Here is a 23,534-nt window from a genome sequence, read left to right on the forward strand (position 1 = left end):
AATGTCATTTTTAAAGAAACTTAAATCAAAGAAAAAAGGGTTTACCCTTATTGAGCTTATAGTAGTTATAGCAATACTAGGAATACTTGCTGCTATACTATTACCAAGATTCTCAGGGTTTACTGATAGTGCAAGGGAAAAAGCAGCAAAATCTGAAGCAAAAGCAGTATATACAGCATTAGAAACATATTATGCTGAAAAAGGTAGTTATCCAGCAACTATAAATGCTGAGGGTATGAAAGTAGCAACTAAAATAGAAGGTTCAGAGATTACTTATACTAAAGATAAAGCACCAGCATTTACTATAACAAAAGGGGAAATCACTGCAGAGTGTAATGCTGAAGGAACTATAACTACAAAGAAAGCTGAAGGAAAGTAAGTTTAGTAACAAGTAAAACTGTATTTAAAAACTTATATAATCCCTATGACTAATTCTCATGGGGATTATATAAGTTATAAGTAATGCACAAGTATGTTCTTATGTATTATTTATAACTTATATAAGAAGGTGGGGGTAGAATGATTATTAAAAAGGCGAAAAAGGGTTTTACTCTAATTGAAATTATTGTGGTCTTAGCTATTTTGGGCATACTTCTCGGCATGACGGCTCCTAGTGTATCGAAGCAAATAAGTGCAGATAAGGAGAGGGATAGAGAGGCTCATGAGGTTATGATAAATAAAGCTATAAGACAGTATTATGCCCTTGAGGGAAAATATCCAGTGGAAATTGCTAAACTAAAGGAAAAGAAGTTTGGTCCTAATATTGACAATGAAAAATATATATATGAGCACCAAGAAGGAGAAGAAATTAAAGAAGTGAGAGTGAAGCTAAAATGATGAAGAGGAAAAAAGGATTTACTCTTATAGAGGTTATGGTGGTAGTTGCTTTAATTTCTATTTTAATGGGTATTATTAGTGTCTTTGTTATAAATAGTAGTAGATTTGCAAGTGATAGCAAAAAGAATTTTAATTCATTAAGTGAAGCTAGAATAGCTATGTCTTATTTAACCATGAAAATAAGAGAACATGATACTGAAGGCTGTATGACTTTTAAGGATAATAGCCTAAATATTAAAGGAAATTCTTCTCCTGAAGATACAAAGAAGATAGATAAGTATTATGTATATTTTAAAGAGGGACAACTTATAGAAAAGGATTTGACCATAGGAAAGGAAAACTCCATTGCGAAAATTAATTCTTTTGAAATGGAGAGGGTAAAGGACAAAGATAAAAGAGAAACTCAGGAAGTTAATATTAAAATAGGGTATTTAAATAAGGATAATAAGGAACTTTTCTTAGAAGGAAACCTTACGACTAATAACAAATAAAAGGAGGAATACATAAAGTGTTTTCTAAAAAGATTACAGGAAATATACTTGGTATAGATATTGGTACAGAAAAAATATCCTTCGCTTTAGTGAAGCAAGGAGGTAAGGAAGAGGTACTTATGCTGGATTCCATAGATGTACCTAAAAGTTTAGTAGTAAATGGAGAAATAAATGACGCTCTAGCTATTGGTGCTGAGATAAAGAAGTACATAAGTATTAAAAATTTAAAGCCTAAGGCAGTAGCACTTTCTATAGGCTCACCACAAGTTATAATAAGAGACTTTAAGATTCCTCAGGTTAAGAAAAAAGAAATTGAAAATTCCATTATAGAAGAAATTTCAAAGACTTATAGAGGAGTTTCAGAATCACATAATATAAGTTATAAAATAACTAATGAATCCAAGTCAGAACTAAAAGGCATAGTAGCACTTTGTCCTAAAAATATAGTAGAAGATTATATTAAAGTTGGTTATGAAGTTGGAGAAGATTTAAAATACATAGATGTAAACTCAAATACTACTGCAAAAGCTTTAAAATGCTTTACTAATTACGGTAAGAATTCTGGAAATATAGTCATGGTAGATATAGGACTTCAAAAGTCTACAGTTAACATTATTTCTAATGGTAATTTAGTAATCAGTAGACAAGTTCCTAATGGGGGATTAGATTTAGATAAACTAATTTCAAAGGAATTTAATATATCCTTAGAAGATGCTAAAAAGAGTAAAGAACAAGGATACAATGGTATGGTAAATAAAGAATCTATGGAGACGTATTTAAGAAGTGCTTACAATGGAATAGAACAAGAAATAGGAAATACATTAAACTTCTTCATACAAAATATTAGTAAGCAAGGTATAAATAGTATAGTTTTAATTGGTGGGGGAAGTAAAGTTTCAGGTATAGACAATTATTTCCAGGAAATATTCAAAATACCTACTGTAATATTAGGAGAATCAGATTTAAATAATAAAAAAGTAAAAAATTCAGATATGCTTTCAATGTTTATGCCTGCCATTGGAGCAGCAATAAGGGAGGACTAAATACATGAGGGATATAAACTTTTTAAAGAATAATAGCATATTAAAGCAAAACAATTCTTCAGAGCGTACTGCAAAATTATTAGGAACCTCATTGAAAGTAGTAGTTGTGTTAGTAGTTTTAGGATATGCTGCAGTTTTTGCTATTAACTATGTTCTTGGACTTAGAACTGATATGGTAAAAACTGATATGGCACAATATTCAGAGGTTATCGAATTAAATGAAAAAATTAAAACTTATACTAGACGTATGAGCGATATTTCTAGCATAGTTGAAAAATCAGAAAAAAACATAGTAATGAATTCGGATAGATTAAAATCTATTGGAGAGATAATGCCAGATAATGTATCTTTATTAAATTACACTACAGGTGAAGGAAGTAAAATATCCATAGAAGGTAGAGCTTCAGATAAAGCTGGTATTGCTTACTTTATGTACAATCTTAAAAATAGTAAATTTTTTAAAGATGCAGAGTTAAAGGCTATAAACAATACAAATAATAAAAATGCAGAATATACATTTTTAGTTGAATTAAAGTAAGAGAAAAGGAGGGATAGCATGAAAACTAAATTTAAGCTTGATTTAAAAACAAAAGTATCTATGTCTGAAAAAGAAAAAACCTTAGTGATGGTTCTTCTACTTGTTGTTATAGTTTATGTAGCAAAGACTTTTCTATTTGCATCGAAAATTGAGGAGTTATCATCTACTATATCAGAATATGATAAAGTTAGAAAAAAACATACTATGTTAAAAGAACAAAGTAAAGAAATACCTAAACTTAAAAAACAGGAAAAAGAACTTTCTTTTAAATATAAAAGAATGGAAAGACAAGTACCTCCTTATATGTCAGAGGCTAGTACAATACTTATAATGGATCAAGAAGCAAAGGCATCATCACTAAATATTAAAGCTATATCCTTTGATAAGGTAGATTATATAGAAAAAGATACATATTTAAACCAAAGTAAAGAGGCTTCGGAATCTAAAGAAGGCGCAGAAAAAGAAGGCAAAAGTGGAGAAGCTTCTAAAGCAAATAGTAATCCTTCAGAAAATAGAAATACAAAAGGTCCAAAGGTTATTTTAACTGATATGAGCATTGGCTATGAAGGAAACTATGATGCGGTTTATAAATTTATAAAAAGATTAGAAGAGCATGAAAGAAAAATATTTATAAATCAAGTATCTATGAATATAGGGGATGCAAAAGGCCTTAAAGGAAATTTAAAGTTACAGTTAATAAGTTATGCAGAAAATGATGAGGAAATAAAAGAAAAATTAACTCTTCCAGAAAATAAGGGTAAGTTTAACTTGTTTAACGTAAGTGGAGAGGCGATTCAGGATTTATATAGTAAAAGCTATTATACTCCAAACATGGTTCTAAATATTAAGCCTTATAATGAAGAAGGACCTAAATACATATTTTCAGAGTACGGGAAGACAGAAAATGAAATATATAGTAATGGTCTAAGTTCTTCAGAAGGAAAGTTGAAAATAGAAAAATTAGACAAAAATTTTAGAATAACTTATTCCTTAGGTAAAGTTTCTAAAACTATTGAAAAAGAAATAAAACCTAAAGATAACACTTTAAGATTAGATGTAATTTCTCATAAAAGAGTTAATGTAGATGACAAAATGGAAATGAAAATGGAAATAGAAAATAAAACACCATATGTAATAGAAGTTAATGTAGTTAATGACGATTTAGACAAACCTATTTTTACTCTTAAGAAAGATGAAAAAAATGTTGCTTTAAAAAGGGTGAATAGATAAATGAAAAAAAATAAAGGCTTTACTTTAATAGAAGTTATAATATCAATAGCTATAATTTCTATAGTAGGTTTTTCAGTAATGAACATGTTTAATACTTCTACTAAAGTTAATAGAAATGCAAAGGAATTAGATTATGCTAATTTAAAGGCTACTAACACAGTAGAGAAAATTAAAAATGCCCCCTTAGAGTTTACAAAGACTATGGATCTAAGGGATGAAGCTTATTTTAAGGGTGAGCAAGGAGTTATTAATAAGGAAGATGCTGACAGATTAATAAAGAAGTATGCTAAGGTTATATATTACGACTATAGTTGGAACGAAGTATCTAAAAAGAAAGATGCTAAATTTAAGGCAACGGTTAATTTAACTGAAGAAAGATTTCTTGGAAAACCCACATCAGTTAAACCTAAGAAGTATATAACTAACTCAACAAAAGAACCAACTATTTATGGGAATGCCACAGATTATCTTATAATAGCTGTAAACATACCGAAAGAGGCTAGGGCTCCAGGTATTAATGCAGATTTTGAAACCTATGTTTTAGAGGATTTTACCAAGGAAAAATTTAATGAGTGGTTATATTCAGAAGGTGGGCATAAAGAAGGTGGATATAAAGAAGTTTATATTAATCGAATAATGCGTAAAGATGGCTTAAATAGAAAAGATGCCCAAGATAAGTATTATCTTACTAAGAATCTGGGATATGATACATTTAGACTATATGCTTTAAGAGATATGCAATTAGAATGGCAACATGACTATGAAGTGGCTACGGGTGTTGATGGACGTTCTATTGATAGTATTCCATTTTATTTAAAATTTAATAATCCCAATAAGAAATATAATATTGAAGTTTTAAATGATTGCAGTAAAAAGTTGGATATTTATATAGTAGGTGATGAAACTAAGGCTATAAAAAAGAACACTAAATTTAATCTAGCACAGGGGACCTTTAGCACAACCTATTTAAATGAGGGTAGAGTATATGAAACAAAATTTCATGGGAATGTAACAGTAAGTTCAGTAGATAATAAAAGAACTCTTTCAAAATTACCAATAAATCAGTATAGACCTAATTAGGTCTATACTTTTAAGGGGGAACATTATGAACAGGGTAAAATTAAAAAAAAGTAAAAAAGGTTCTTCTTTAATTATGGTGTTAGTTGTAACTCTTTTAATAATTACTTTAGGTAGCGTATCATTATCTATGTCACTTAGCAATGTTAGAATGTCTTCTAAAGTTAAGGGATATAATGAAGATTATTATAATCTTGAGGATTTTGCAGCAAATATGTTAGAAGACCTAGATAAAAAGTTAAAAGAATGTGAAGAACAAGCATTAGATTACTTTAAAAAGGAATTATATAGACAAGAGCGAAGTGATACAAATGTTGAACCTGTTAGTAATTTTAAAAATCCAAGCAGTAATCAAAAGTTTATATATAGTAGATGGAAAAATTCAGTTAGTAAAGCTACTATAATTCCGGGTACAGAGATACATAACACTCAGGCATATGATGAGAAGTTTGAAAAGTTTTTTAATGAGGCGTTTAATAGAATTTATTACTCATACGCTCAGAAGAAATTAGAAGGTTTTAAGTATCCCTCAGAAGAAGAGAAAGTTCCAAATGATATGGATCTTGAACTTACTTTAAGGAATTCCAAGGACTTTAGTAGGGTAGGAGAAAATGATGATTGGGATAAGATGGGGCTTACCAGTGGGGATTTTAAAATAAGTTTTACTATAAAGGGTAAAGAGGGGAAGAAGTTATCTGGCGATGTAGCTATAATACCTCCACATTACAATACTTTAAAGAAAGAACAATATAAAACTCTTAGGCCTAATCCTATATGGACAAATGCCTTGGTAGCAGGAGGTACAATGAGATTTGAGTCTAGGAGTAATTATAATATTTATGGTGATGTAATCTCTATGGAGGAAAATAAAAAGGATACAACAGGAATTTATTTTGGTGATAGAAGTAAATTAAGATTACATGGAAATTTAATCACATCAAACAACATTGCATTATATGGTGATTCACACAATATAACAATAGATAGAACTAGCGGAATAATCACTAAGGCAAAGGAAAAAGTTTTTAATAATAATTATGGATTTGATGATCAAAATAGAGGTATATATCCAAACTTCACTAACCCTAGGCCGCATGAAATAGTGGAAGATAGCCCAAATCCATATAAGAAGAATAGTATACCACTGTTATTTGATGATATTATAGGTGGAAATGTATATTGTAACCTATTTTCAACTTCTACAACAAATGCTAAAATACAAATGAGAAATATTATGGTTAAGGATAGGGTAAAGGTTAATGGAGCTAATAATTCCGTAAAAATTAATAATTTATTAATTGGAACAGGAAGTGGCACTGTTGAATGTATAAATGATCCTTATTCCACAGATATCAATAAACTTGAAGTAGATGGTGCTTATATAGCAGATGGAAAAGGTGATTTAAAGGGATTTGATGAATCTCAAAGTCGTCATATTTATAATATGCTTTCCAAACCTAAACAAATAGATACAAATTGGTTTCCTACCAATACAGATGAGGTTAAGGTTTTAGATAATATTATAAATAAAAAAGCAACTACTCTAGGAGTTGGAGGAACTAGGTCTATAAATAGTTTTGTTAATGATGAAAACCTAAAAACTAAACAAGGTCAGCCTATACCAGAAGCTGCATCTAAGATTAGGTATATAAAGAGTAATGGTACGCTAGAGTTAAAGAATGGAGAAGAGATAAACGCCATAGTATATGGTGAAGGTTCTATAACTATAAGTGGAAATGGTAGCATAAATGGAGTTATTATAGCTAAGGGGAATATTACATTTAAGGGTAATATAAATGTAAAATATGATGAAACGGTTATACAAAATGCTATAAAAGAGTCTCCTTATGCGCAACAGCTTTTCGCACCAGGACAAAGGGGATCAGCCCTTACTTTGAGAACGGATGATCAAGGTAATGAGGTTACTTATGAAAAAGAGAATCTTAATAATAGTAAAGCTATAGATAGAATTCAATCAAAAAGATATAATATAATCAAATGGAATAGAAAATAAGATTCTGTAATAAAAGATTTTCTGCTTTGCAGGAAATCTTTTGTTTTAGACAGAACTTTATCTTAGTTAGATTTAAATTTGGAAATATAAATTACTTATTTTAATATAAAGAGGTGAAAAATATGGATGTAAATGCTTTATTTCAAATACTTATATTTTTCCTAGGTGCTACCATAGGTAGTTTTTTAAATGTTTGTATATATAGAATACCAAAGGGAGAGTCTATAGCATATCCCCCATCTCATTGTACTAACTGTAATGGAAAAATAAAGTTCTATGACTTATTTCCTATAATCAGTTGGATGTTTCTTAAGGGAAAGTGTAGAAATTGCAGGGAGAAAATATCTATTAGATATCCCTTAGTAGAGTTTTTTACGGGAATATGCTTTCTTTTAATTTTCTTAAAGTATGGACTAACTATTGAAACTTTAAAGTTTTCTTTGCTTACTGTATTTTTAATTGTAATTGGACTTATAGATTATGATACCATGGATGTATACACTTTTATTACTTGGAGTGGTATAATACTAGGTGGAATTTTTATAATTATAAGTTATTTTAGAGGTCAGGGAGTTTTAACCTATGTATATGGAGTTTTACTTGGTGGAGGCTTTATTGCTTTAATTATTATACTAACATCAGGTATGGGCTGGGGTGATGTAGAGATTTGTGCATTGTCTGGTATATTTTTAGGCTTTTCTAACACAGTAGTTATGCTATTTTTTTCTTTTATATGTGGAGGAGTTATTGGTGCAATTCTAATAATTACAGGAAAAAAGGGAAGGAAAGAAGCCATGCCTTTTGGTCCTTTTATAGCTTTAGCCTCTATAATAACTATACTTATAGGAGATGCCATTATAAATTGGTACATAGGTAGATTTTTTTAAGGAGGAGTTAGAATATGAATGTAGTATTGTACGGAGCCTTAGGTAGTCTTATTGCAGGTCTTGCAACAGCTTTTGGGGCTATACCTATACTGTTTACTAAGAAGGTTTCCCATAAGGTATTAGATGGTATGCTTGGTTTTGCAGCTGGGGTTATGCTTGCAGCAACTTGTTTTAGTTTAATAGTGCCAGCCTTAGATGCGTCTGGTAACAATGTTAAGGGCGCTTTTATAGTAGCCGGTGGTATTTTATTTGGGGGAATATTTTTAGATTTAATTGATAAGTATGCACCTCATGAGCATCTTCTACAAAATAGGAGAGAGGGTGGAGCTTCATCTCTTGCAAAAGTGTGGCTATTTATTATAGCAATAACTATACATAATTTCCCAGAAGGTTTAGCAGTTGGAGTTGGATTCGGTTCAGGTAATTTTAAAGATGGTATGAGCTTAGCTATAGGAATAGGCCTTCAGAATATGCCAGAGGGACTTGCTGTTGCCTTAGCTTTAATTAGGGAAGACTATACACCTAAGAAAGCATTTTTAATTGCACTTTTAACTGGTCTTGTAGAGCCTATAGGAGGACTTTTTGGTGCAGGACTTGTAAATATTGCACAGCCAGTATTACCTTTTATATTAGCTTTTGCTGCTGGGGCAATGCTATTTGTAATTAGTGACGAGATAATACCAGAGACACATGAACATGGATTTGAAAGAGTTGCAACATATGGACTTCTTATAGGTTTTGTAATCATGATGATAATGGATGTTACTTTGGGATAACACATCAGATTCGAATTTAAAGACTGAAAATAAAATATTTTGTTTTCAGTCTTTTATTATATTGTATTTTCTAAATATTTTCAATTTAGAAAATAAAGATAATTTGAGAAAATAAGAGAGCAAATAAGTATTTATAGACTAAGTTAATATTTTCATAAACTTTTTTAATTATATCTTTTTGGAGAAAACCAAAAAATAGTATATAATGTTTTATGTGATAAAATATACTTAGTAGAAGGGATTTAGTTATAATGAGTAAGAAAATTGACTATTTACAAAAGATATATGATAAGAATCCAGTAACAGGAAATTATATTATAGAAGTTGCTTTAGATAAATATACAGATGTTTTTAACGATTGGGATCATGCATCTTATAAGAAAAGAGATATGGACCCAGACCTTGCCTATTTTTTAGAAGATTGTGCCGATGATATTCCTAGTAAGCATAAATTTGATATTTGTTTTTATGTACCTAAGGAGGTAAAGGACAAAAGGTGAGAGGAAGTAATAATTCTGGGAGTAAAAACATATTATTCTTTCTATCTACACTCAGAATTAAAAACACTTAGACGTACTTACAAAACTATTTTTATATATGTTTTAACTTCATTTATTATTCTACTTACAAAGATGTTTCTAGTTCTTATATCTAAGCCTACCATATTATTTAATACTATATCTGAAAGTATGAACGTAGGTGGATGGATATTCTTATGGGAAGCCTTATCACTTGTGTTTATAAATAGAAGTGACTCTGTAACCAATACTAAAAAATATAAACGTTTCCTGAATGCAAAGATATATTTTAAATATAGTGAAGATGATGATATGTTAAAATAAATTTAAGCATATAAAGTCCTTTATGAATTTTATTTCCTTCAATGGTAATAATATTACTAGAATACGATTACCTAAAGGAAGTGATAGTGTGTTTAAAAAAAATCCTATAGAGTTTTTATTTTGGTGGGAAGCTCTTAAGTGTAAAGGAAAGAGAAATTATATTTTTAAAATTGGTATTATAAAGACTGGAGTCATATTTTCTATTATATACATAAGTAGTTCTTTTGCACTTAGATATATTTCAAATAGGTTTTTATTTAAATACTTGTTTATAGGTTATTTTATTGGATTTACTTTAATAGGTTTAATAAGTTATATAGCTTTTTCTAAGCTTTGGGATTTTTATAATGAAAAGTTTTTAAAGCTTAATTTAACTAGTATTGCAAAACAAAATAATAAGTTAAATATTATAGAGAAAATTAGAGAATAAAATAGAGTGTTCAAAGGATAAGTTCTAATTTATCCTTTGGCACTCTATTTTTAAGTTCTAGTATTTACTTTTGTAGTTTCTCTATACCTATTTTAATTCTGTTTATGCTCTCTTCACGTCCTAAAATGTATGCAAGTTCAAAAGCACCACCAGCACTAGATGCTTTTCCAGATAGAGCAGTTCTAATAGGCCATAACATTTGTCCGTTTTTAATACCAAGCTCTTTTACAAAGCTTAAAACTGTAGTTTCTAAGTTTTCTAAGGTCCATGACTCTAAATTTTCAAGTACAGGTAAAACCTTAGTTAGACTTTCTAATGCAACCTCAGGATTAGTTTTCATTTTTTTATGAGTATACAATTCTATATCATAATCTGGAAGTTCATTAAAGAAATCTATTTTTCCTGGTACTTCTGTTAATTGTTCTACTCTTGTTTGAAGTAGTTCACTGATAGCTTCAAGATTTACACTTTCTTTTGTAATTATACCCTTATAGAAATCAAGAGCCATTTTGTGGAATTCCTCTTTAGGTAATGCTTTTATATATTCACCATTCATCCATCTAAATTTCGGCATATCAAAAACTGCAGGAGCTTTATTAATATTTCTATAGTCAAAAGCTTCTATTAATTCTTTAAGGCTAAATAACTCTCTATTATCACCAGGGTTCCAGCCAAGTAATGCTACAAAGTTAACTATAGCTTCGGTTAAGAAACCTTGTTCTACTAAGTCTTCATAAGAAGAGTGGCCACTTCTTTTACTTAATTTTTGATGTTCTTCATTTGTAATAAGTGGGCAATGAACATATGTAGGAATATCCCATCCAAAAGCTTCATAGAGCCTATTGTACTTAGGTGTTGAGGATAAGTATTCATTTCCTCTAACCACATGAGTTATTTCCATTAAATGGTCATCGATTACATTTGCAAAATTATAAGTAGGAAGGCCATCAGATTTTATAAGAATCATATCATCTAACTCAGAGTTATCTATAGTTATATCTCCATATATTTCATCATGGAAAGTAGTTGTTCCTTCCATAGGGTTATTTTGTCTAATAACATAAGGTAATCCTTTTTTTAAGTTCTCATCTATTTCTTCTTTAGATAGAGAAACACAATGTTTGTCATATTTAAATTGTTCTTTTTTAGCTTCAGATTCTGCTCTTAAATCATCTAATCTTTCTTTTGAGCAGAAACAGTAATAGGCTTTGCCACTTTCTACTAATTGCTTTGCATATTTTAAGTAGATATCTCTTCTTTCACTTTGTACGTATGGACCATATCCTTTATCTTTATCAGGACCCTCATCATGTATTAAACCTGTATCTTCTAGAGTTCTGTAAATAATATCAATAGCACCTTCTACAAATCTTTCTTGGTCTGTATCTTCAATTCTTAATAGGAAATCGCCATTTTCATGTTTTGCGATTAAATAAGCATAAAGGGCAGTTCTCAAGTTACCAACATGCATTCTTCCAGTTGGACTTGGAGCGTATCTGGTTCTAACTTTTTTACTCATAATTCTCACTCCTAAATTTAAAAATCCTTATATACATTCTTCAGGTAGGGAACTATCTGAAGGAACTTTAATTTTTATGTAAAATGTAATAATATCATGATAGTATATTACCATTTTGATGTCAAGGTTATACAGTATTTACAGAGGTTTAATTTATATGTAAGTTTTTTAAGAATAAATTACAAGAAGTTACTAACACTGTTAATGAAAGTTGTTTAAATTCTAAATAAATTATATAATAATTTTAGTATTATTTGTTTTGGAGAGGTAAATATGGATAAACTTAATTTAGATTTTTATAGAAGAGATAGTATAGAAGTCAGTCGTGACCTTTTGGGAAAATATTTAGTACACAGTACAGAAGAAGGAGATATCATAGGAAAGATAGTAGAGGTTGAGGCATATAAAGGCACTCTAGATAAAGCTGCTCATTCTTATGGTGGAAAGCCTACAAAAAGAACAGAAGTTATGTTTGAAGCTGGTGGTATCTCCTATGTTTATTTAATATATGGTATGTACAATTGCTTAAATGTGGTGGCATCTACAAAAGGGATTCCTGAAGCTGTGCTTATAAGAGCAGTAGAGCCTATTGAGAATATAGAGCTTATGTGCAGAAATAGATATAATAAATCTCTAAAAGAGTGTAAGAGACGAGAAGTTATAAATCTTACTAGTGGACCTGGTAAACTATGCAAAGCTTTGGGTATAGATAGGAGTCACAATGGACTTGATCTTACTTCAAATAAGCTATATATATTGGAAGGGAAACAAGAGGATTTTGAAATTATAGAAACTACAAGAATAGGTATAGATTATGCAGAGGAAGCGAAGGACTTTCCTTGGAGATTTTATATAAAGGATAATCCTTATATATCTAAAAAATAGTATTACATATGGAGAGAGGGATTCTATGGACATAACTAAGATAAATGGCAGTACAGGAGTTATTATATATGGAACTAATATAGGGGTTTATACTTTTAAGAGTAAACAATGTATATTAATTGATACAGGTATAAACTCTTCGCAAGGGAAAAAAATAGATGAAGTCTTAAAGTTACAAGGATTAAAACCTAAATATATAATTAATACTCATCATCATGGAGATCATACAGGAGGAAATAAATATTTTTTAGAAAATTATCCAGGGACTGAAGTGTATTCTTCTGCACTTTCCAAGACGCATTTGGAAAATGAACTTTTAGAACCCTCTATAATTTTTGGAGGGAATCCTTTAAAGGAACTCTTAAATAAGGGGCTTGATCATAATGTACATTATACATTACATGCAGGAATTGAAAAGATAAACGATGAAAAATTTAAGATTTTAGATTTAAAAGGACATGCACAAAGTCAAATAGGAATAATAACGCCAGATAGAGTTTGCTTTGTAGGGGATAGTGTTTTTAGTCATGAAATATTAGATAAATATTCTTTTCCTTTTCTGTATAATATAAGTGATGCTTTAAGTTCTCTTGAAAGAATGAAAGACTTAGATGCAGATTATTTTGTTTTAGGACACTGTAGAGAATTTTTATTAAAAGAGGAGTTTATAAAACTTATAGACAGAAATATAAAAAATATAGAGAATTACATAGAACAAATATTAGAACTTTTAAATCAGCCTATATCTAAGGAGGATTTAATGCAAAATATTATAATATTAAATGATCTAGATTTAAGTATTAAGCAGTATTTTCTTAATTTAAGTTCATTATCTGGATTTTTAACTTACCTTAAAGAAAAGGATTTAATTAATTATTCCTTAGAAGAAGGAAAGATATACTACTATGTAAAGTAATGGGGGGAGTCTTATGAATATATTAATAGCTGAAGATGAGCAAGATATAAGAGAACTTTTAGAACTTCATCTTATTAAGGAGGGCTATAGTGTATATTTAGCTTCTAATGGAGAAGAAGCTTTAAACATATTTAATAGTAACAGTATAGATATTGCACTTTTAGATATAATGATGCCTAAAATAGATGGATTGAGAGTTTTAAAAAGCATAAGAGAAGAGAGTGAAATTCCAGTAATTTTTATAACTGCAAGGGATGAAGAGTCAGATAAGATATTAGGACTTGGCTTAGGTGCCGATGATTATGTAATAAAGCCTTTTAGTCCAATTGAAATTATAGCAAGAGTTCAAGCACAATTAAGAAGATATTATAAGTATTCAAATAAAACCTTAAGAGATGAGATAAAGATAGGAGATTTAGTAATAGATAAAGAAAGTTGTATTGTATATAAAAATGAAAAAGAAATTATGCTTAATGCAAAAGAGTTTAAAATATTAGAAATATTAATGGAGAATGCAGGAAAGGTATATACGAAAAAACAACTTTACGAAATAGTATGGGATGAACCATATTACGGTGATTCTAACACTATAATGGTTCACATAAGCCACATTAGAGAAAAGATAGAAGATAATCCTAAATCACCTATGTATATCAAAACTATTAGAGGTATTGGGTATAAATTGGAGAAAATATAATGAGAGTTAAGAGTAAAGGTAGAATTTTGAATTCACTATTTAAAAGTAAAAAAATGTCAAATCAACTTATGATAAATTATATACTATTTTTAGTTGTATTTTTCTTAATGCTTTTTTTATCCTTAACTATAGTATTCGGTTATTATATTTTGCGTTATGATACGGAATTTAAAAATAAAATTTTAGCACAAGATATAATTAAGGAAGATTATAGAGACATAAAGGGTGGAGAAATAACTAAGAATGGTGGATATATAGAAATAATTGATAATGACATGAAAATAATAAAAAGAGAGGGAAGCAATAAAAAAGTAGGATATAAATATTCATACTCTGAACTTCAATCTCTTTTAAGTAATTCTAATAAAAAGAATAATTATTTTTATTCCTATGAGGTAAGTAGTAATAAGAAATTTACTCTTTTAATAGCATTGCCTAAGAATTTTAGCTATAATGTTCTAACTAGTAATTATGTAATAAATAGAGGTGACAATGGAAAAGGCGAGTTAAGTAAGGTAAAAAAGAGTTTATACGGTATTATAATCACTGTGTTTTTAATATCTACCATTATATTATATTCTAAATTGACTTCAAGAACTTTTGTAGAGCCTTTAAAAATGCTCTTAATAGGTGTAAATAGGGTTAAGAATGGAGACTATTCTGCAAGGGTTACTTTAGATTTGAAAAATGAAATTGGTGAGCTTGCAGATGCTTTTAACTTAATGACAACAAGGGTTCAAGAGGAAATTGATTTAAGACGAAAATCAGAATCTGATAGAAAAAAAATGGTTTTAGATATTTCTCATGATTTAAAAAATCCTTTAACCAGTATATTAGGTTATTCTGAGTATCTACTAAAAAATAATAATATAAGCGAAGTAGAGAAAGAGAGAGTGCTAAGAATAATAAATAGTAATACTAAAAGATCTAATGAGCTAATTGAAGATTTATTTCAATTTTCTCAAGTGGAGGACCCTAGGTTTTCTATAAATTTGGAAAATGGAGATATCTGTGAGTTTTTAAGAGAAATAATTGCAGATAACATTCCTATGATGGAAGAAAAAGGAATGGAATACGAATTTTGCATAGATGAGGAAGATGTATTTATTAATTTTGATAGAAAAAAATTATCTAGAGCTCTAAATAATATTATATATAATAGTATTAAATACAATAAACCTGGAGTGAAGATTAAAATAATACTAGAGAATTTAAGTAAGAAGGTAAAAATAGTTATAGAAGATGACGGAATAGGTATACCGAATGAATTTCATGATACAATTTTTGAACCCTTTGTAAGGGTTGATAGTGCCAGAAATTCCAAGACAGGAGGTACTGGACTAGGTCTTGCTATAACTAAAAAGATAATAGAAAAGCATGGTGGGGAAATTTTCCTTGACTATAACAAGAAGGGATGTACTTTTGTTATATATTTAAATAAAAATTAGTTTTGAATTACAACAAAGTTTGACAGGGCATAATAATTACCTTATTATATAAAATATAATCACTAACTAAACAATATAAATTTAACCTATAATAAGGAGGAACACTTTATGAAAAAGATTTATAAGATTTTAAGTGCCTTTTTAATGGTTTCTGTTTTAAGCATATCTTTAATAGCCTGTGGTACTGGGAATAAGGCTGAAGATAAGAAAGCTGATATCAACAAGGAGACAGCTCAAAAGAAAGAGGACGCAAATAAAGAAGTTAGAGAAGATAAAGAAAGTTCCAAGGAAAGTGATAAAAATAATGCTGAAGGTAATACAGCCGATAATGAAAAAGAAAAGAGTTTAAAAACTGTAAAATTATATTTTTCAGATGAACAAGCTGAATACCTAGTAGAAGAGTCACGAGAAATTGATAAATTAACACCTAAGACTATATTAGAGGAACTTTTAAAAGGACCTAAAAAGAAAAATTTAAATATAACATTAGATAAGAACATAAAGGTAAGAGATGTAGAAGTTAAGGATGGTATAGCTCTTGTAGATTTTGATAAGAATGTACAAGGAAAGATACAAGGTAGTACAGGTGAGAGGATGGCTATGTACTCTATATCAAACTCTTTAATATTAAATAAAGAATTAAATATTAAAGCAGTAGAATTTTTAATGGAAGGCAAGAAAATAGATAGCCTAGGTGGGCATATTCTCTTAGAAGCGCCAGTTAAAGAAAACATTGAAATTATTAAAAAATAACCGTTTATTTGGTAAATATATTAAAGAAGGAAATACTATAAAATGTGTATAGTATTTTCTTCTTTATTTTTTATAAGAATTTTTAGAAAATAGGTTGTTAATAGTAGTATTTAGGTTTATAATTCATTAATGATGAAATAATATTTTGCATGGAGGAACATGGTGGAAAATACTTTTAATATTTTTAAAAGAAGAAAAAATAATGAACTTACAAAGGTTAAAATAAGTAAAAATCAGGTTATGGGTGGTTTCTTTGGCTTTTGTATAGGCGATGCTTTAGGTGTTCCTGTTGAGTTTATGACTAGGGAAGAATTAGAGGAAAATTTAGTTTTAAGTATGAGGGGTTATGGAACATACAATCAACCTCCAGGAACTTGGTCCGATGATAGTTCTCTTACATTCTGTCTTGCAGATAGTCTATGTAATGGATTAAATTATAAAGATATTTCAAAGAAATTTTTAAAATGGAGATATGAAGGAAAATATACCCCATATAGTGTAGCTTTTGGGGTTGATAATACTACGGAAACTGCTATAGAAAATATTTATAAAGGTATTAACCCAATAGAATGTGGATGTTCTGGTGAAAGAGATAATGGAAATGGGTCTTTAATGAGGGTTTTACCTCTTTCATATTTTTTAATAAACACAGAAGATGCAAAGAAATTTAATATCATTCATGAAGTTTCTTCAATTACGCACTCACATTTAAGAAGTAAGCTTGCTTGTAGTATATATGTTCAATTTGCTATAGAACTCCTAAAGGGATCAGATATAAAAGAATCTTATCTTAGAATGCAACATAATATAAATGAATATTATAGTGGAGATGAATATAAAGAAGAGATAAATAACTTTCATAGTATTTTAAAAGAAGACATAAGCCTTTGCAGAAAAGAGGAGATTAAATCTACAGGTTATGTAATAGATACTCTATATGCTAGTATATGGTGTCTTTTAAATAGTGTATCTTATAAGGAGACTGTATTAAAAGCAGTAAATTTAGGAGGAGATACTGACACTATAGCTGCAGTGGCAGGAGGGTTAGCAGGCATATTTTATGGTATTGAAAGCATTCCTAAGATATGGGTTCAAAAAATTGCAAAGAAGGCTGAGATTATGAATCTGATAAATAAATTTACTAAAGCTATGAGTAAAATATGACTAAAGGAATCAATTTATAATTTAAAACATAGTTAAAAAGTACCTAATCTTAATTTTAAGATATAGGTACTTTTTAACTTATATGCTAATTAATAAAAGTCTCTGCGTGATCTAAATTTATTTACTAAGAACACTATTCCAGTAACTAATAATATTATAAGTACTAGTAATCCAATATATATTAATATATTCTGTTTAATTATATCGAATTTAGATACTTTAGAATATAAATCATATTCCTTCTTAGAATCTCTTTGACTTACAATAAGTTTTCCAGCAGAGGATTTTGAATTAAGTTTCCATGCATTTAGATTGTTAAGCTTAAATTGTTTTTCTGGTTTTATGTCATTGTTGTAGTATGTAACGTCTTCTTTAACTTCTACAGGCACGTCCAAAGTTCTTTTAGGTCCTATAAAAGGTAATACTTTATAAGGAACTTTTAATGTAGTAATTGTAGAACCTTTTGAAACTAACTTTTCTTTTTTAGCACTGTAAGCCCAATTCATTAGATTTTTCATATCTTCAAATACTATGGTATCTTGTGGATAATTGTATTTTGAGTTCATTACAACACCAACCATGCGTCTTCCATCTCTCTCGAAGATAGCAGCTAAACACCTTCCAGCTTTAGATGTAACACCGGTTTTTCCACCTACACAACCACCAGTTCCTACTAGTTTATTTCTATTTTGGACTTTACCTACAGGTCCATTACTAAATTGTAGTGTACTTTCTTTCTTTGCCATGACTTCTTTAACCCATGGATTTTTATACGCAGCTGAAGCTAGTTTAGTTAAATCGTATGCAGTTGTATAATGTTCTGTTGTATTTTCATCAAGACCATTTGGAGTTATGAAATGAGAGTTTGTCATATTAAGTTTCTTTGCTTTGTCATTCATAAGTTTAGCAAAGTTTTGCTCATTTCCTGCAACATTATCAGCAATCATATAAGCAATATCGTTGCCAGAAAATAGTAGTAGAGCATCCATAGCTCCATCAGCAGTTATTGTATCACCGACTTTAACTGGATGAACATTTAATCTATAAGAATATGGCGGTTGTTTAGATGCCGTTTCAGTATATTTTAGTTCATCAGTTTTTTGCTTGTTTTCAGCCATTACTAAAGCTGTAAGCATTTTGGTAATAGAAGCTGGATAAGCTTTTTGATCAATATTTTTAGTATATACAATCTCATTGGTATCTAAGTCTATAGCTATAGCAGATTTACCTTGAATAACAGGATCTTTTGTTTCCGCAAATACAGGCATTGCATTGGTAAAACAAAGACCTAGTGCTAAAAGTAAAGCAGAAATTTTCTTTTTCAATTTTCATCTCTCCATTTATGTAATTTATATTCGTTAATTAAACATAAATAGTATAACATTATAATAATAATATAACAAGATTTAAAGCGGAGTTAAAGCTATGAGATTAAGGGACAAGTATTATTTATTAACATAAAATTTATAATTATTTAATATAATAAAATCAAGAACAGTGATATAATGTTACAAAAATAAGCATTTTAAAAGTATTCTACCTTCTAAAATTTAAATATTTACAAATTAAATAAATTTTTGCAAAGAGTGTTTATTTTACAAAAATAATAGTATATAATAAAATTATTGTTATAGATATATTAGGAAAGATGAGGTGGCTATATGTCAAAGTGTCCATTTTTATCTAATAATATTGAAGATGTAAATTGTTTTAAGGAATGTTGTTTTTACAAAGAACCTGTAGCCCAAAAATGTCCATTTAAACAAAGTGAAGAAGCAACGAATTTTGAAGTTAAAGAAATTGAGGAGAAGTATGGTTTATATAGTGAAGAAAATTCTTTACTAGATATTATATACGACGGTAAAAACATAGGATAGCTGATAGCATAAAAATAAGGGATTCTAAATGAAATCCCTTATTTTTATGCTAAATTATATATTAAAAGCTTAATTTTTATTACAACCACTGCAACCAGAACAACTTTTGCATGATTTCTTAGATTTATTACATCCACCGCAAAAGGATTTTGAAGTATCCCTTTGAAGTACTTGAATCATAAAAGAACCTTCTCTAAAAACTAAGACTATTTCTTTACATAAATCAGATATTTCTTCTGTATAGACTATTTTTAAATCTTCTATAGAATCTTCTATATCATTAGAATTTTTGTTATCTAGAGTTAAAGATACTTTATTCTTGCAACAGCTTCCTTTAGACAATCTAAGATAATTATATTCTTTATGATTATCTAGAATTTTTAGAAGTCTATCATAAGCTTCTTCAGATATCTTTATCTTAATTTTATTCATAAATTCTCCTTTATTCAAATATATTTGAGTACTTATGAAGAAGTCCTTGTTTAAGTTCCCATAATTCTTGTGATAGGTCCACATAGTAACTGTGAGGATTATCAAATCTTAAAACTTCAGGCCACAACTTAGAAAGTTCCTTTTCTGCAAATTTTTTAATTTCCATTACAGAAGGGCTTTTATATACAGGCTTTCCTTTATCAAATATTTTAACCATTAGTTCTTTAACATAGAAGTTTGTAAGTTTTTTCTTTTTCCAAGTGAAAACTGGGTCAAATATAGTAAGGGTTTTAGCGTCATCTATAGATTCATTGTGTAGTGTTATGAGATCTGCTATAGCTTTATCAGTTTTCTTATCAAATATTCTATAGAGTTTTTTAAATCCAGGATTAGTTATCTTCTCTTCATTTTCACTTATTTTTATCCTAGGATAAATTTCACCTTTGTAATCCTCTACTGCAGCTAATTTATATACTCCGCCAAATACAGGTTCAGATTTTGCAGTTATTAATCTTTCTCCTACCCCGAAGCTATCTATTTGAGCTCCGTTTTCTAATACTCCCCTTATTATATATTCATCTAGGGAATTTGAAATTGTTATTTTAGCATCTTGATACCCAGCATCGTCTAACATCTTTCTTGCTTTCTTAGTAAGATAAGTTATATCACCACTATCAATTCTAATGCCTTTTGGTCTTTTTCCCATAGGTTTTAGAACCTCATCAAAAACTTTTATAGCATTTGGGATACCTGATTTTAAAACATTATAAGTATCTACTAGAAGAAGACAATCATCTGGGTAAGATTCTGCCCAAGCTTTAAAAGATTCGTACTCGCTTTCAAATAATTGTATCCAACTATGAGCCATGGTACCTATTGCTGGTATTTTAAACATTTCTTCTGCTATAGTACATGCAGTTGCAGAGCAACCCCCAATAGCTGCAGCTCTAGCTCCAAATATTGCTCCGTCATAACCTTGAGCCCTTCTTGAACCAAACTCCATAACAGGTTTTCCTTTAGCGGCTCTGCATATTCTATTAGATTTAGTAGCAATTAGTGTTTGGTGATTTATAGTAAGTAAAATCATAGTTTCTACAAATTGAGCTTGCATTATAGGGCCTCTTACTGTAATTAAAGGCTCTCCGGGAAAAACTGGATTTCCTTCTGGTATAGCCCACACATCACATTCAAATTTAAAATTTCTTAAATACTCAATAAACTCCTCAGAGAATAAGTTCTTTTCTTTTAAATACTCTATATCTCTCTCAGTAAAGGAAAGTTCTGATAGATACTCAATTAATTGTTCAACACCAGCCATAATACAGTATCCACCGCCATCTGGAGTTCTTCTAAAGAACATATCAAAATAAGCTATCTTATTTCCTACGTTACTATTTAAATAACCGTTAGCCATGGTTAGTTCATAAAAATCTACAAGCATTGTAAGATTTCTTTCACATCTATCTGTAAATTTATTGTTATACTCCATAATTCTCTCCCTTTAATATTTTATTTAATCTCAATATTGTCTATACTTATAGTAAGTACTCATTTCAATTTTAATATGAAAGAAGATATATTACAACTTATAAAATAGATTTAGGAGGATAAAATTGCATATAGTACAGGAATTAGATAAGGAACAGGAAAATGCTAAAACCATAGAAGAAAAAAATGTGCTCATTGTTGCAGCACCTGGTTCTGGGAAGACTACAACCATAATAAATAGGGTAGCCTTTTTACAGAAAAAAGGTGTTAGTAGAGATAATATTATAGTTATTACCTTTACTAAAGCAGCAGCTAGTAACATGAAAGAGAAGTATAAAAAATTGACCTATAATGATAACATACCCTTTTTTGGAACTTTTCATAGCCTTTTTTATAAAATATTAAGAAGAAGTGGATATAAGTTTGATATTATACCTAACTTTGAAGTTATAAATTTAATGAAAGAGGTTTTAGGAAAATTTTATGATGATGTATCGGAAGAAAAGATAAGAGAAATACTAAATTATATATCTATATTTAAATCATCAAATTTAAACCTATTTGAATTTAATATAGAAAATTATCCTATGGAGATATTTAAATTTGCCTATGAACATTATGAATCATATAAAGAAAGTAAAAATTATTATGATTTTGACGATCTTCAAATAAAGGCTTTAAATTTGCTTCTAAAAAATGAAAGCTTGATTAAGTCTTACAGCAGGTTATTTAAATACATATTAATAGATGAGTTTCAGGATTGTGATATGCTACAAATAGAAGTTTTAAAGTTATTTGAGAAAATGGGCTCCTCAATTTTTGCAGTAGGGGATGAAGATCAATGTATATATGGTTTTAGAGGATCAAGACCTGATTGTATGGTGAATTTTTCTGAACATTTTCCAAAGGGCATTAAGCTATATTTATGTAATAATTATAGAAGTCCTCAAAACATTGTTGAAAGTTCAAAGAGTATAATAAAAAATAATTTAATGAGAAATCATAAGAATATAGTAGCTAAAAATGAGAGTCTTGGAGATATAAAAGTAAAACTTTATAAAGATGAGGGTGAAGAGGCAGAAGGTATTGGAGATCATATCTTGAAGATAACTTGTGGGGAAAAATATAAATTTTCTCATAATGCCATTTTATATAGAACAAACTTAGAGAGCAGAAGTATAATAGATGCTTTTATACGAAGAGGAATACCTTTTACCCTCATAGATAAGGAATATAATTTTTATGAACATTTTATATGTAGGGATATATTATCTTATTTAAGACTAAGTCTAGATCCTACAGATAGGGAAAGTTTTGCAAGGATTATAAATAAGCCCTTTAGATATATAAGTAAAGATTCTATTCAAAAACTTAAAAGATATAGGGAAAAAATAGATGTTTTTGATATTTTGACTTCTTTTGAAGAGATAAAAGAATTTCAACTCAAGAACCTTATGAAAGTTAGAAAGGATATAAACTATTTAAATAAAATCTCCTTAGGCACTGCAATAGATTATGTTTTATATGAACTTGATTACCATAAGTATATAGAAGAATACTCTAAAAAGTATAAAAGCAAATTAAATGAACTAGAGGAGATTATAAAGGAATTTAGAGAGTCAGCTATTCCTTTTAGAAATATTTTAAGTTTTTTATGTCATATAGAAAAAGTGAAGAATGAGATAGAAAAAAGCAAAACAAAGAAAGAAGGGGTGCTCTTAAGTACAATACATGGTGTTAAGGGCATGGAATTTAAAAACGTATTTTTAATAAATATAAATGAAGAAATAATCCCACATAGTAATTCTATGGAATCAAAGGAAAATATAGAAGAAGAAAGAAGACTGTTTTATGTGGGAGTTACTCGTACTATGGAAAATTTATTTATAGGAACATTAAGAACTATTAAAGGAAAAGGAATTAAACCATCAAGATTTTTAAAGGAAATGGATATTGAAGGAAAGGAAATCGGCAATTTCGAAGTGGGTTCTAAAATTAATCACAAAGTTTTAGGACAAGGGGAAGTGCTTAACGTAAATGAAAACATTATAAATATTTTATTTAATGATGGTATAGAAAGAAAGTTGGATTTCTCTGTAAGTTATTATGGTGGACTTATAGAAAAAATTGAATAAATATAGAATTTAATGTTTTTAAATATGATTTTATTCCATACATGTAATACAAAAA

24 protein-coding genes are annotated in these 23,534 nt (G+C 29.0%); 20 read left to right on the forward strand and 4 right to left on the reverse strand.

Translation table 11 applies throughout. The annotated features are described in order from the left end of the window. Window position 1: 1 nt before the first annotated feature. The 12 genes from FGL08_RS13660 (at window position 2) to FGL08_RS04700 (ending at window position 10,165) form a co-directional block, all read left to right on the forward strand. Window positions 2-379, forward strand: a complete 378-nt coding sequence (locus tag FGL08_RS13660; protein WP_138209665.1) for a type II secretion system protein — start codon at window positions 2-4, stop codon at window positions 377-379. A gap of 140 nt (window positions 380-519) precedes the next feature. After that, entirely contained in the window at window positions 520-837 is a 318-nt protein-coding gene (locus FGL08_RS04645) for a type II secretion system protein (RefSeq protein WP_138209666.1), read from the forward strand. Continuing rightward, window positions 834-1,328, forward strand: coding sequence for a type II secretion system protein (locus FGL08_RS04650; protein ID WP_138209667.1), 495 nt, complete (start codon window positions 834-836; stop codon window positions 1,326-1,328). The genes FGL08_RS04645 and FGL08_RS04650 overlap by 4 nt, the downstream gene beginning before the upstream one ends. A 17-nt stretch (window positions 1,329-1,345) precedes the next feature. Then, complete coding sequence (pilM, locus tag FGL08_RS04655; protein WP_171011975.1) at window positions 1,346-2,371, forward strand: pilus assembly protein PilM; 1,026 nt, start codon at window positions 1,346-1,348, stop codon at window positions 2,369-2,371. A gap of 4 nt (window positions 2,372-2,375) precedes the next feature. Next, window positions 2,376-2,909 (forward strand): PilN domain-containing protein, encoded by a 534-nt coding sequence (locus FGL08_RS04660; protein WP_138209669.1) that lies wholly within the window; start codon window positions 2,376-2,378, stop codon window positions 2,907-2,909. Window positions 2,910-2,927: 18 nt separating this feature from the next. Continuing rightward, a complete protein-coding gene (locus FGL08_RS04665; RefSeq protein ID WP_138209670.1) occupies window positions 2,928-4,139 on the forward strand; it encodes a hypothetical protein in 1,212 nt (403 codons plus the stop codon). Then, the gene (locus FGL08_RS04670) at window positions 4,140-5,219 is read left to right on the forward strand and encodes a prepilin-type N-terminal cleavage/methylation domain-containing protein (RefSeq protein WP_138209671.1); all 1,080 of its coding nucleotides are present in this window, start codon (window positions 4,140-4,142) and stop codon (window positions 5,217-5,219) included. It begins immediately after the preceding gene. A gap of 25 nt (window positions 5,220-5,244) precedes the next feature. Next, window positions 5,245-7,230 carry a DUF2572 family protein gene (locus FGL08_RS04675; protein ID WP_138209672.1) on the forward strand — a complete coding sequence of 662 codons (1,986 nt, stop codon included), beginning with the start codon at window positions 5,245-5,247 and terminating at the stop codon, window positions 7,228-7,230. A 122-nt stretch (window positions 7,231-7,352) separates the two neighbouring features. Further along, entirely contained in the window at window positions 7,353-8,117 is a 765-nt protein-coding gene (locus FGL08_RS04680) for a prepilin peptidase (RefSeq protein WP_138209673.1), read from the forward strand. A gap of 14 nt (window positions 8,118-8,131) precedes the next feature. Next, window positions 8,132-8,893 (forward strand): ZIP family metal transporter, encoded by a 762-nt coding sequence (locus FGL08_RS04685; protein WP_138209674.1) that lies wholly within the window; start codon window positions 8,132-8,134, stop codon window positions 8,891-8,893. 251 nt (window positions 8,894-9,144) lie between these two features. Then, entirely contained in the window at window positions 9,145-9,393 is a 249-nt protein-coding gene (locus tag FGL08_RS04690) for a hypothetical protein (RefSeq protein WP_138209675.1), read from the forward strand. Between the two features lie 430 nt (window positions 9,394-9,823). Further along, on the forward strand, window positions 9,824-10,165 hold the full coding sequence (locus FGL08_RS04700) for a hypothetical protein (RefSeq protein ID WP_138209677.1): 342 nt from the start codon (window positions 9,824-9,826) through the stop codon (window positions 10,163-10,165). 64 nt (window positions 10,166-10,229) lie between these two features. On the opposite strand, the gene gltX is transcribed toward FGL08_RS04700, so the two are convergent. Next, window positions 10,230-11,684, reverse strand: a complete 1,455-nt coding sequence (gltX, locus tag FGL08_RS04705) for a glutamate--tRNA ligase (RefSeq protein ID WP_138209678.1) — start codon at window positions 11,682-11,684, stop codon at window positions 10,230-10,232. Between the two features lie 273 nt (window positions 11,685-11,957). Between gltX and FGL08_RS04710 the strand changes: the two genes are divergently transcribed. The 6 genes from FGL08_RS04710 (at window position 11,958) to FGL08_RS04735 (ending at window position 17,547) form a co-directional block, all read left to right on the forward strand. Next, window positions 11,958-12,569 (forward strand): DNA-3-methyladenine glycosylase, encoded by a 612-nt coding sequence (locus FGL08_RS04710; RefSeq protein ID WP_138209679.1) that lies wholly within the window; start codon window positions 11,958-11,960, stop codon window positions 12,567-12,569. 25 nt (window positions 12,570-12,594) lie between these two features. Next, window positions 12,595-13,485 (forward strand): MBL fold metallo-hydrolase, encoded by an 891-nt coding sequence (locus FGL08_RS04715; protein ID WP_138209680.1) that lies wholly within the window; start codon window positions 12,595-12,597, stop codon window positions 13,483-13,485. Between the two features lie 13 nt (window positions 13,486-13,498). Next, window positions 13,499-14,182, forward strand: coding sequence for a response regulator transcription factor (locus FGL08_RS04720; RefSeq protein ID WP_138209681.1), 684 nt, complete (start codon window positions 13,499-13,501; stop codon window positions 14,180-14,182). Beyond that, entirely contained in the window at window positions 14,182-15,630 is a 1,449-nt protein-coding gene (locus FGL08_RS04725; protein ID WP_138209682.1) for a sensor histidine kinase, read from the forward strand. Before FGL08_RS04720 ends, FGL08_RS04725 begins: the two co-directional genes overlap by 1 nt. Window positions 15,631-15,738: 108 nt before the next feature. Continuing rightward, a complete protein-coding gene (locus FGL08_RS04730; RefSeq protein ID WP_138209683.1) occupies window positions 15,739-16,383 on the forward strand; it encodes a GerMN domain-containing protein in 645 nt (214 codons plus the stop codon). A 162-nt stretch (window positions 16,384-16,545) separates the two neighbouring features. Then, window positions 16,546-17,547, forward strand: coding sequence for an ADP-ribosylglycohydrolase family protein (locus tag FGL08_RS04735; RefSeq protein WP_243117940.1), 1,002 nt, complete (start codon window positions 16,546-16,548; stop codon window positions 17,545-17,547). A gap of 89 nt (window positions 17,548-17,636) precedes the next feature. Here FGL08_RS04735 and FGL08_RS04740 read toward each other — a convergent pair whose 3' ends face one another. Continuing rightward, window positions 17,637-18,872: a D-alanyl-D-alanine carboxypeptidase family protein gene (locus tag FGL08_RS04740; RefSeq protein WP_138209684.1), complete on the reverse strand. Its 1,236-nt coding sequence runs from the start codon at window positions 18,870-18,872 to the stop codon at window positions 17,637-17,639. A gap of 336 nt (window positions 18,873-19,208) precedes the next feature. Here FGL08_RS04740 and FGL08_RS04745 point away from each other — a divergent pair, with 336 nt between their 5' ends. Next, complete coding sequence (locus FGL08_RS04745; protein WP_138209685.1) at window positions 19,209-19,424, forward strand: hypothetical protein; 216 nt, start codon at window positions 19,209-19,211, stop codon at window positions 19,422-19,424. Between the two features lie 69 nt (window positions 19,425-19,493). Here FGL08_RS04745 and FGL08_RS04750 read toward each other — a convergent pair whose 3' ends face one another. Beyond that, on the reverse strand, window positions 19,494-19,856 hold the full coding sequence (locus FGL08_RS04750; RefSeq protein ID WP_138209686.1) for a hypothetical protein: 363 nt from the start codon (window positions 19,854-19,856) through the stop codon (window positions 19,494-19,496). A 10-nt stretch (window positions 19,857-19,866) separates the two neighbouring features. Beyond that, window positions 19,867-21,345, reverse strand: coding sequence for a nicotinate phosphoribosyltransferase (locus tag FGL08_RS04755; RefSeq protein WP_138209687.1), 1,479 nt, complete (start codon window positions 21,343-21,345; stop codon window positions 19,867-19,869). Window positions 21,346-21,469: 124 nt separating this feature from the next. Here FGL08_RS04755 and FGL08_RS04760 point away from each other — a divergent pair, with 124 nt between their 5' ends. Continuing rightward, on the forward strand, window positions 21,470-23,479 hold the full coding sequence (locus tag FGL08_RS04760) for an ATP-dependent helicase (RefSeq protein ID WP_243117941.1): 2,010 nt from the start codon (window positions 21,470-21,472) through the stop codon (window positions 23,477-23,479). Window positions 23,480-23,534: the final 55 nt, after the last annotated feature.

It is taken from the genome of Hathewaya histolytica, from assembly GCF_901482605.1.
Classification (GTDB): Bacteria; Bacillota; Clostridia; order Clostridiales; family Clostridiaceae; genus Hathewaya; species Hathewaya histolytica.

Coding starts and splice junctions, on each gene's coding strand:
- FGL08_RS04665 (WP_138209670.1), top strand. CDS start 2,928: ATGAAAACTAAATTTAAGCTTGATTTAAAAACAAAAGTATCTATGTCT.
- FGL08_RS04725 (WP_138209682.1), top strand. CDS start 14,182: ATGAGAGTTAAGAGTAAAGGTAGAATTTTGAATTCACTATTTAAAAGT.
- FGL08_RS04675 (WP_138209672.1), top strand. CDS start 5,245: ATGAACAGGGTAAAATTAAAAAAAAGTAAAAAAGGTTCTTCTTTAATT.
- FGL08_RS04650 (WP_138209667.1), top strand. CDS start 834: ATGATGAAGAGGAAAAAAGGATTTACTCTTATAGAGGTTATGGTGGTA.
- FGL08_RS04720 (WP_138209681.1), top strand. CDS start 13,499: ATGAATATATTAATAGCTGAAGATGAGCAAGATATAAGAGAACTTTTA.
- FGL08_RS04660 (WP_138209669.1), top strand. CDS start 2,376: ATGAGGGATATAAACTTTTTAAAGAATAATAGCATATTAAAGCAAAAC.
- gltX (WP_138209678.1), bottom strand. CDS start 11,684: ATGAGTAAAAAAGTTAGAACCAGATACGCTCCAAGTCCAACTGGAAGA.
- FGL08_RS04750 (WP_138209686.1), bottom strand. CDS start 19,856: ATGAATAAAATTAAGATAAAGATATCTGAAGAAGCTTATGATAGACTT.
- FGL08_RS04730 (WP_138209683.1), top strand. CDS start 15,739: ATGAAAAAGATTTATAAGATTTTAAGTGCCTTTTTAATGGTTTCTGTT.
- FGL08_RS04645 (WP_138209666.1), top strand. CDS start 520: ATGATTATTAAAAAGGCGAAAAAGGGTTTTACTCTAATTGAAATTATT.
- FGL08_RS04685 (WP_138209674.1), top strand. CDS start 8,132: ATGAATGTAGTATTGTACGGAGCCTTAGGTAGTCTTATTGCAGGTCTT.
- FGL08_RS13660 (WP_138209665.1), top strand. CDS start 2: ATGTCATTTTTAAAGAAACTTAAATCAAAGAAAAAAGGGTTTACCCTT.
- FGL08_RS04715 (WP_138209680.1), top strand. CDS start 12,595: ATGGACATAACTAAGATAAATGGCAGTACAGGAGTTATTATATATGGA.
- FGL08_RS04670 (WP_138209671.1), top strand. CDS start 4,140: ATGAAAAAAAATAAAGGCTTTACTTTAATAGAAGTTATAATATCAATA.
- FGL08_RS04680 (WP_138209673.1), top strand. CDS start 7,353: ATGGATGTAAATGCTTTATTTCAAATACTTATATTTTTCCTAGGTGCT.
- FGL08_RS04710 (WP_138209679.1), top strand. CDS start 11,958: ATGGATAAACTTAATTTAGATTTTTATAGAAGAGATAGTATAGAAGTC.
- FGL08_RS04755 (WP_138209687.1), bottom strand. CDS start 21,345: ATGGAGTATAACAATAAATTTACAGATAGATGTGAAAGAAATCTTACA.
- FGL08_RS04745 (WP_138209685.1), top strand. CDS start 19,209: ATGTCAAAGTGTCCATTTTTATCTAATAATATTGAAGATGTAAATTGT.
- FGL08_RS04690 (WP_138209675.1), top strand. CDS start 9,145: ATGAGTAAGAAAATTGACTATTTACAAAAGATATATGATAAGAATCCA.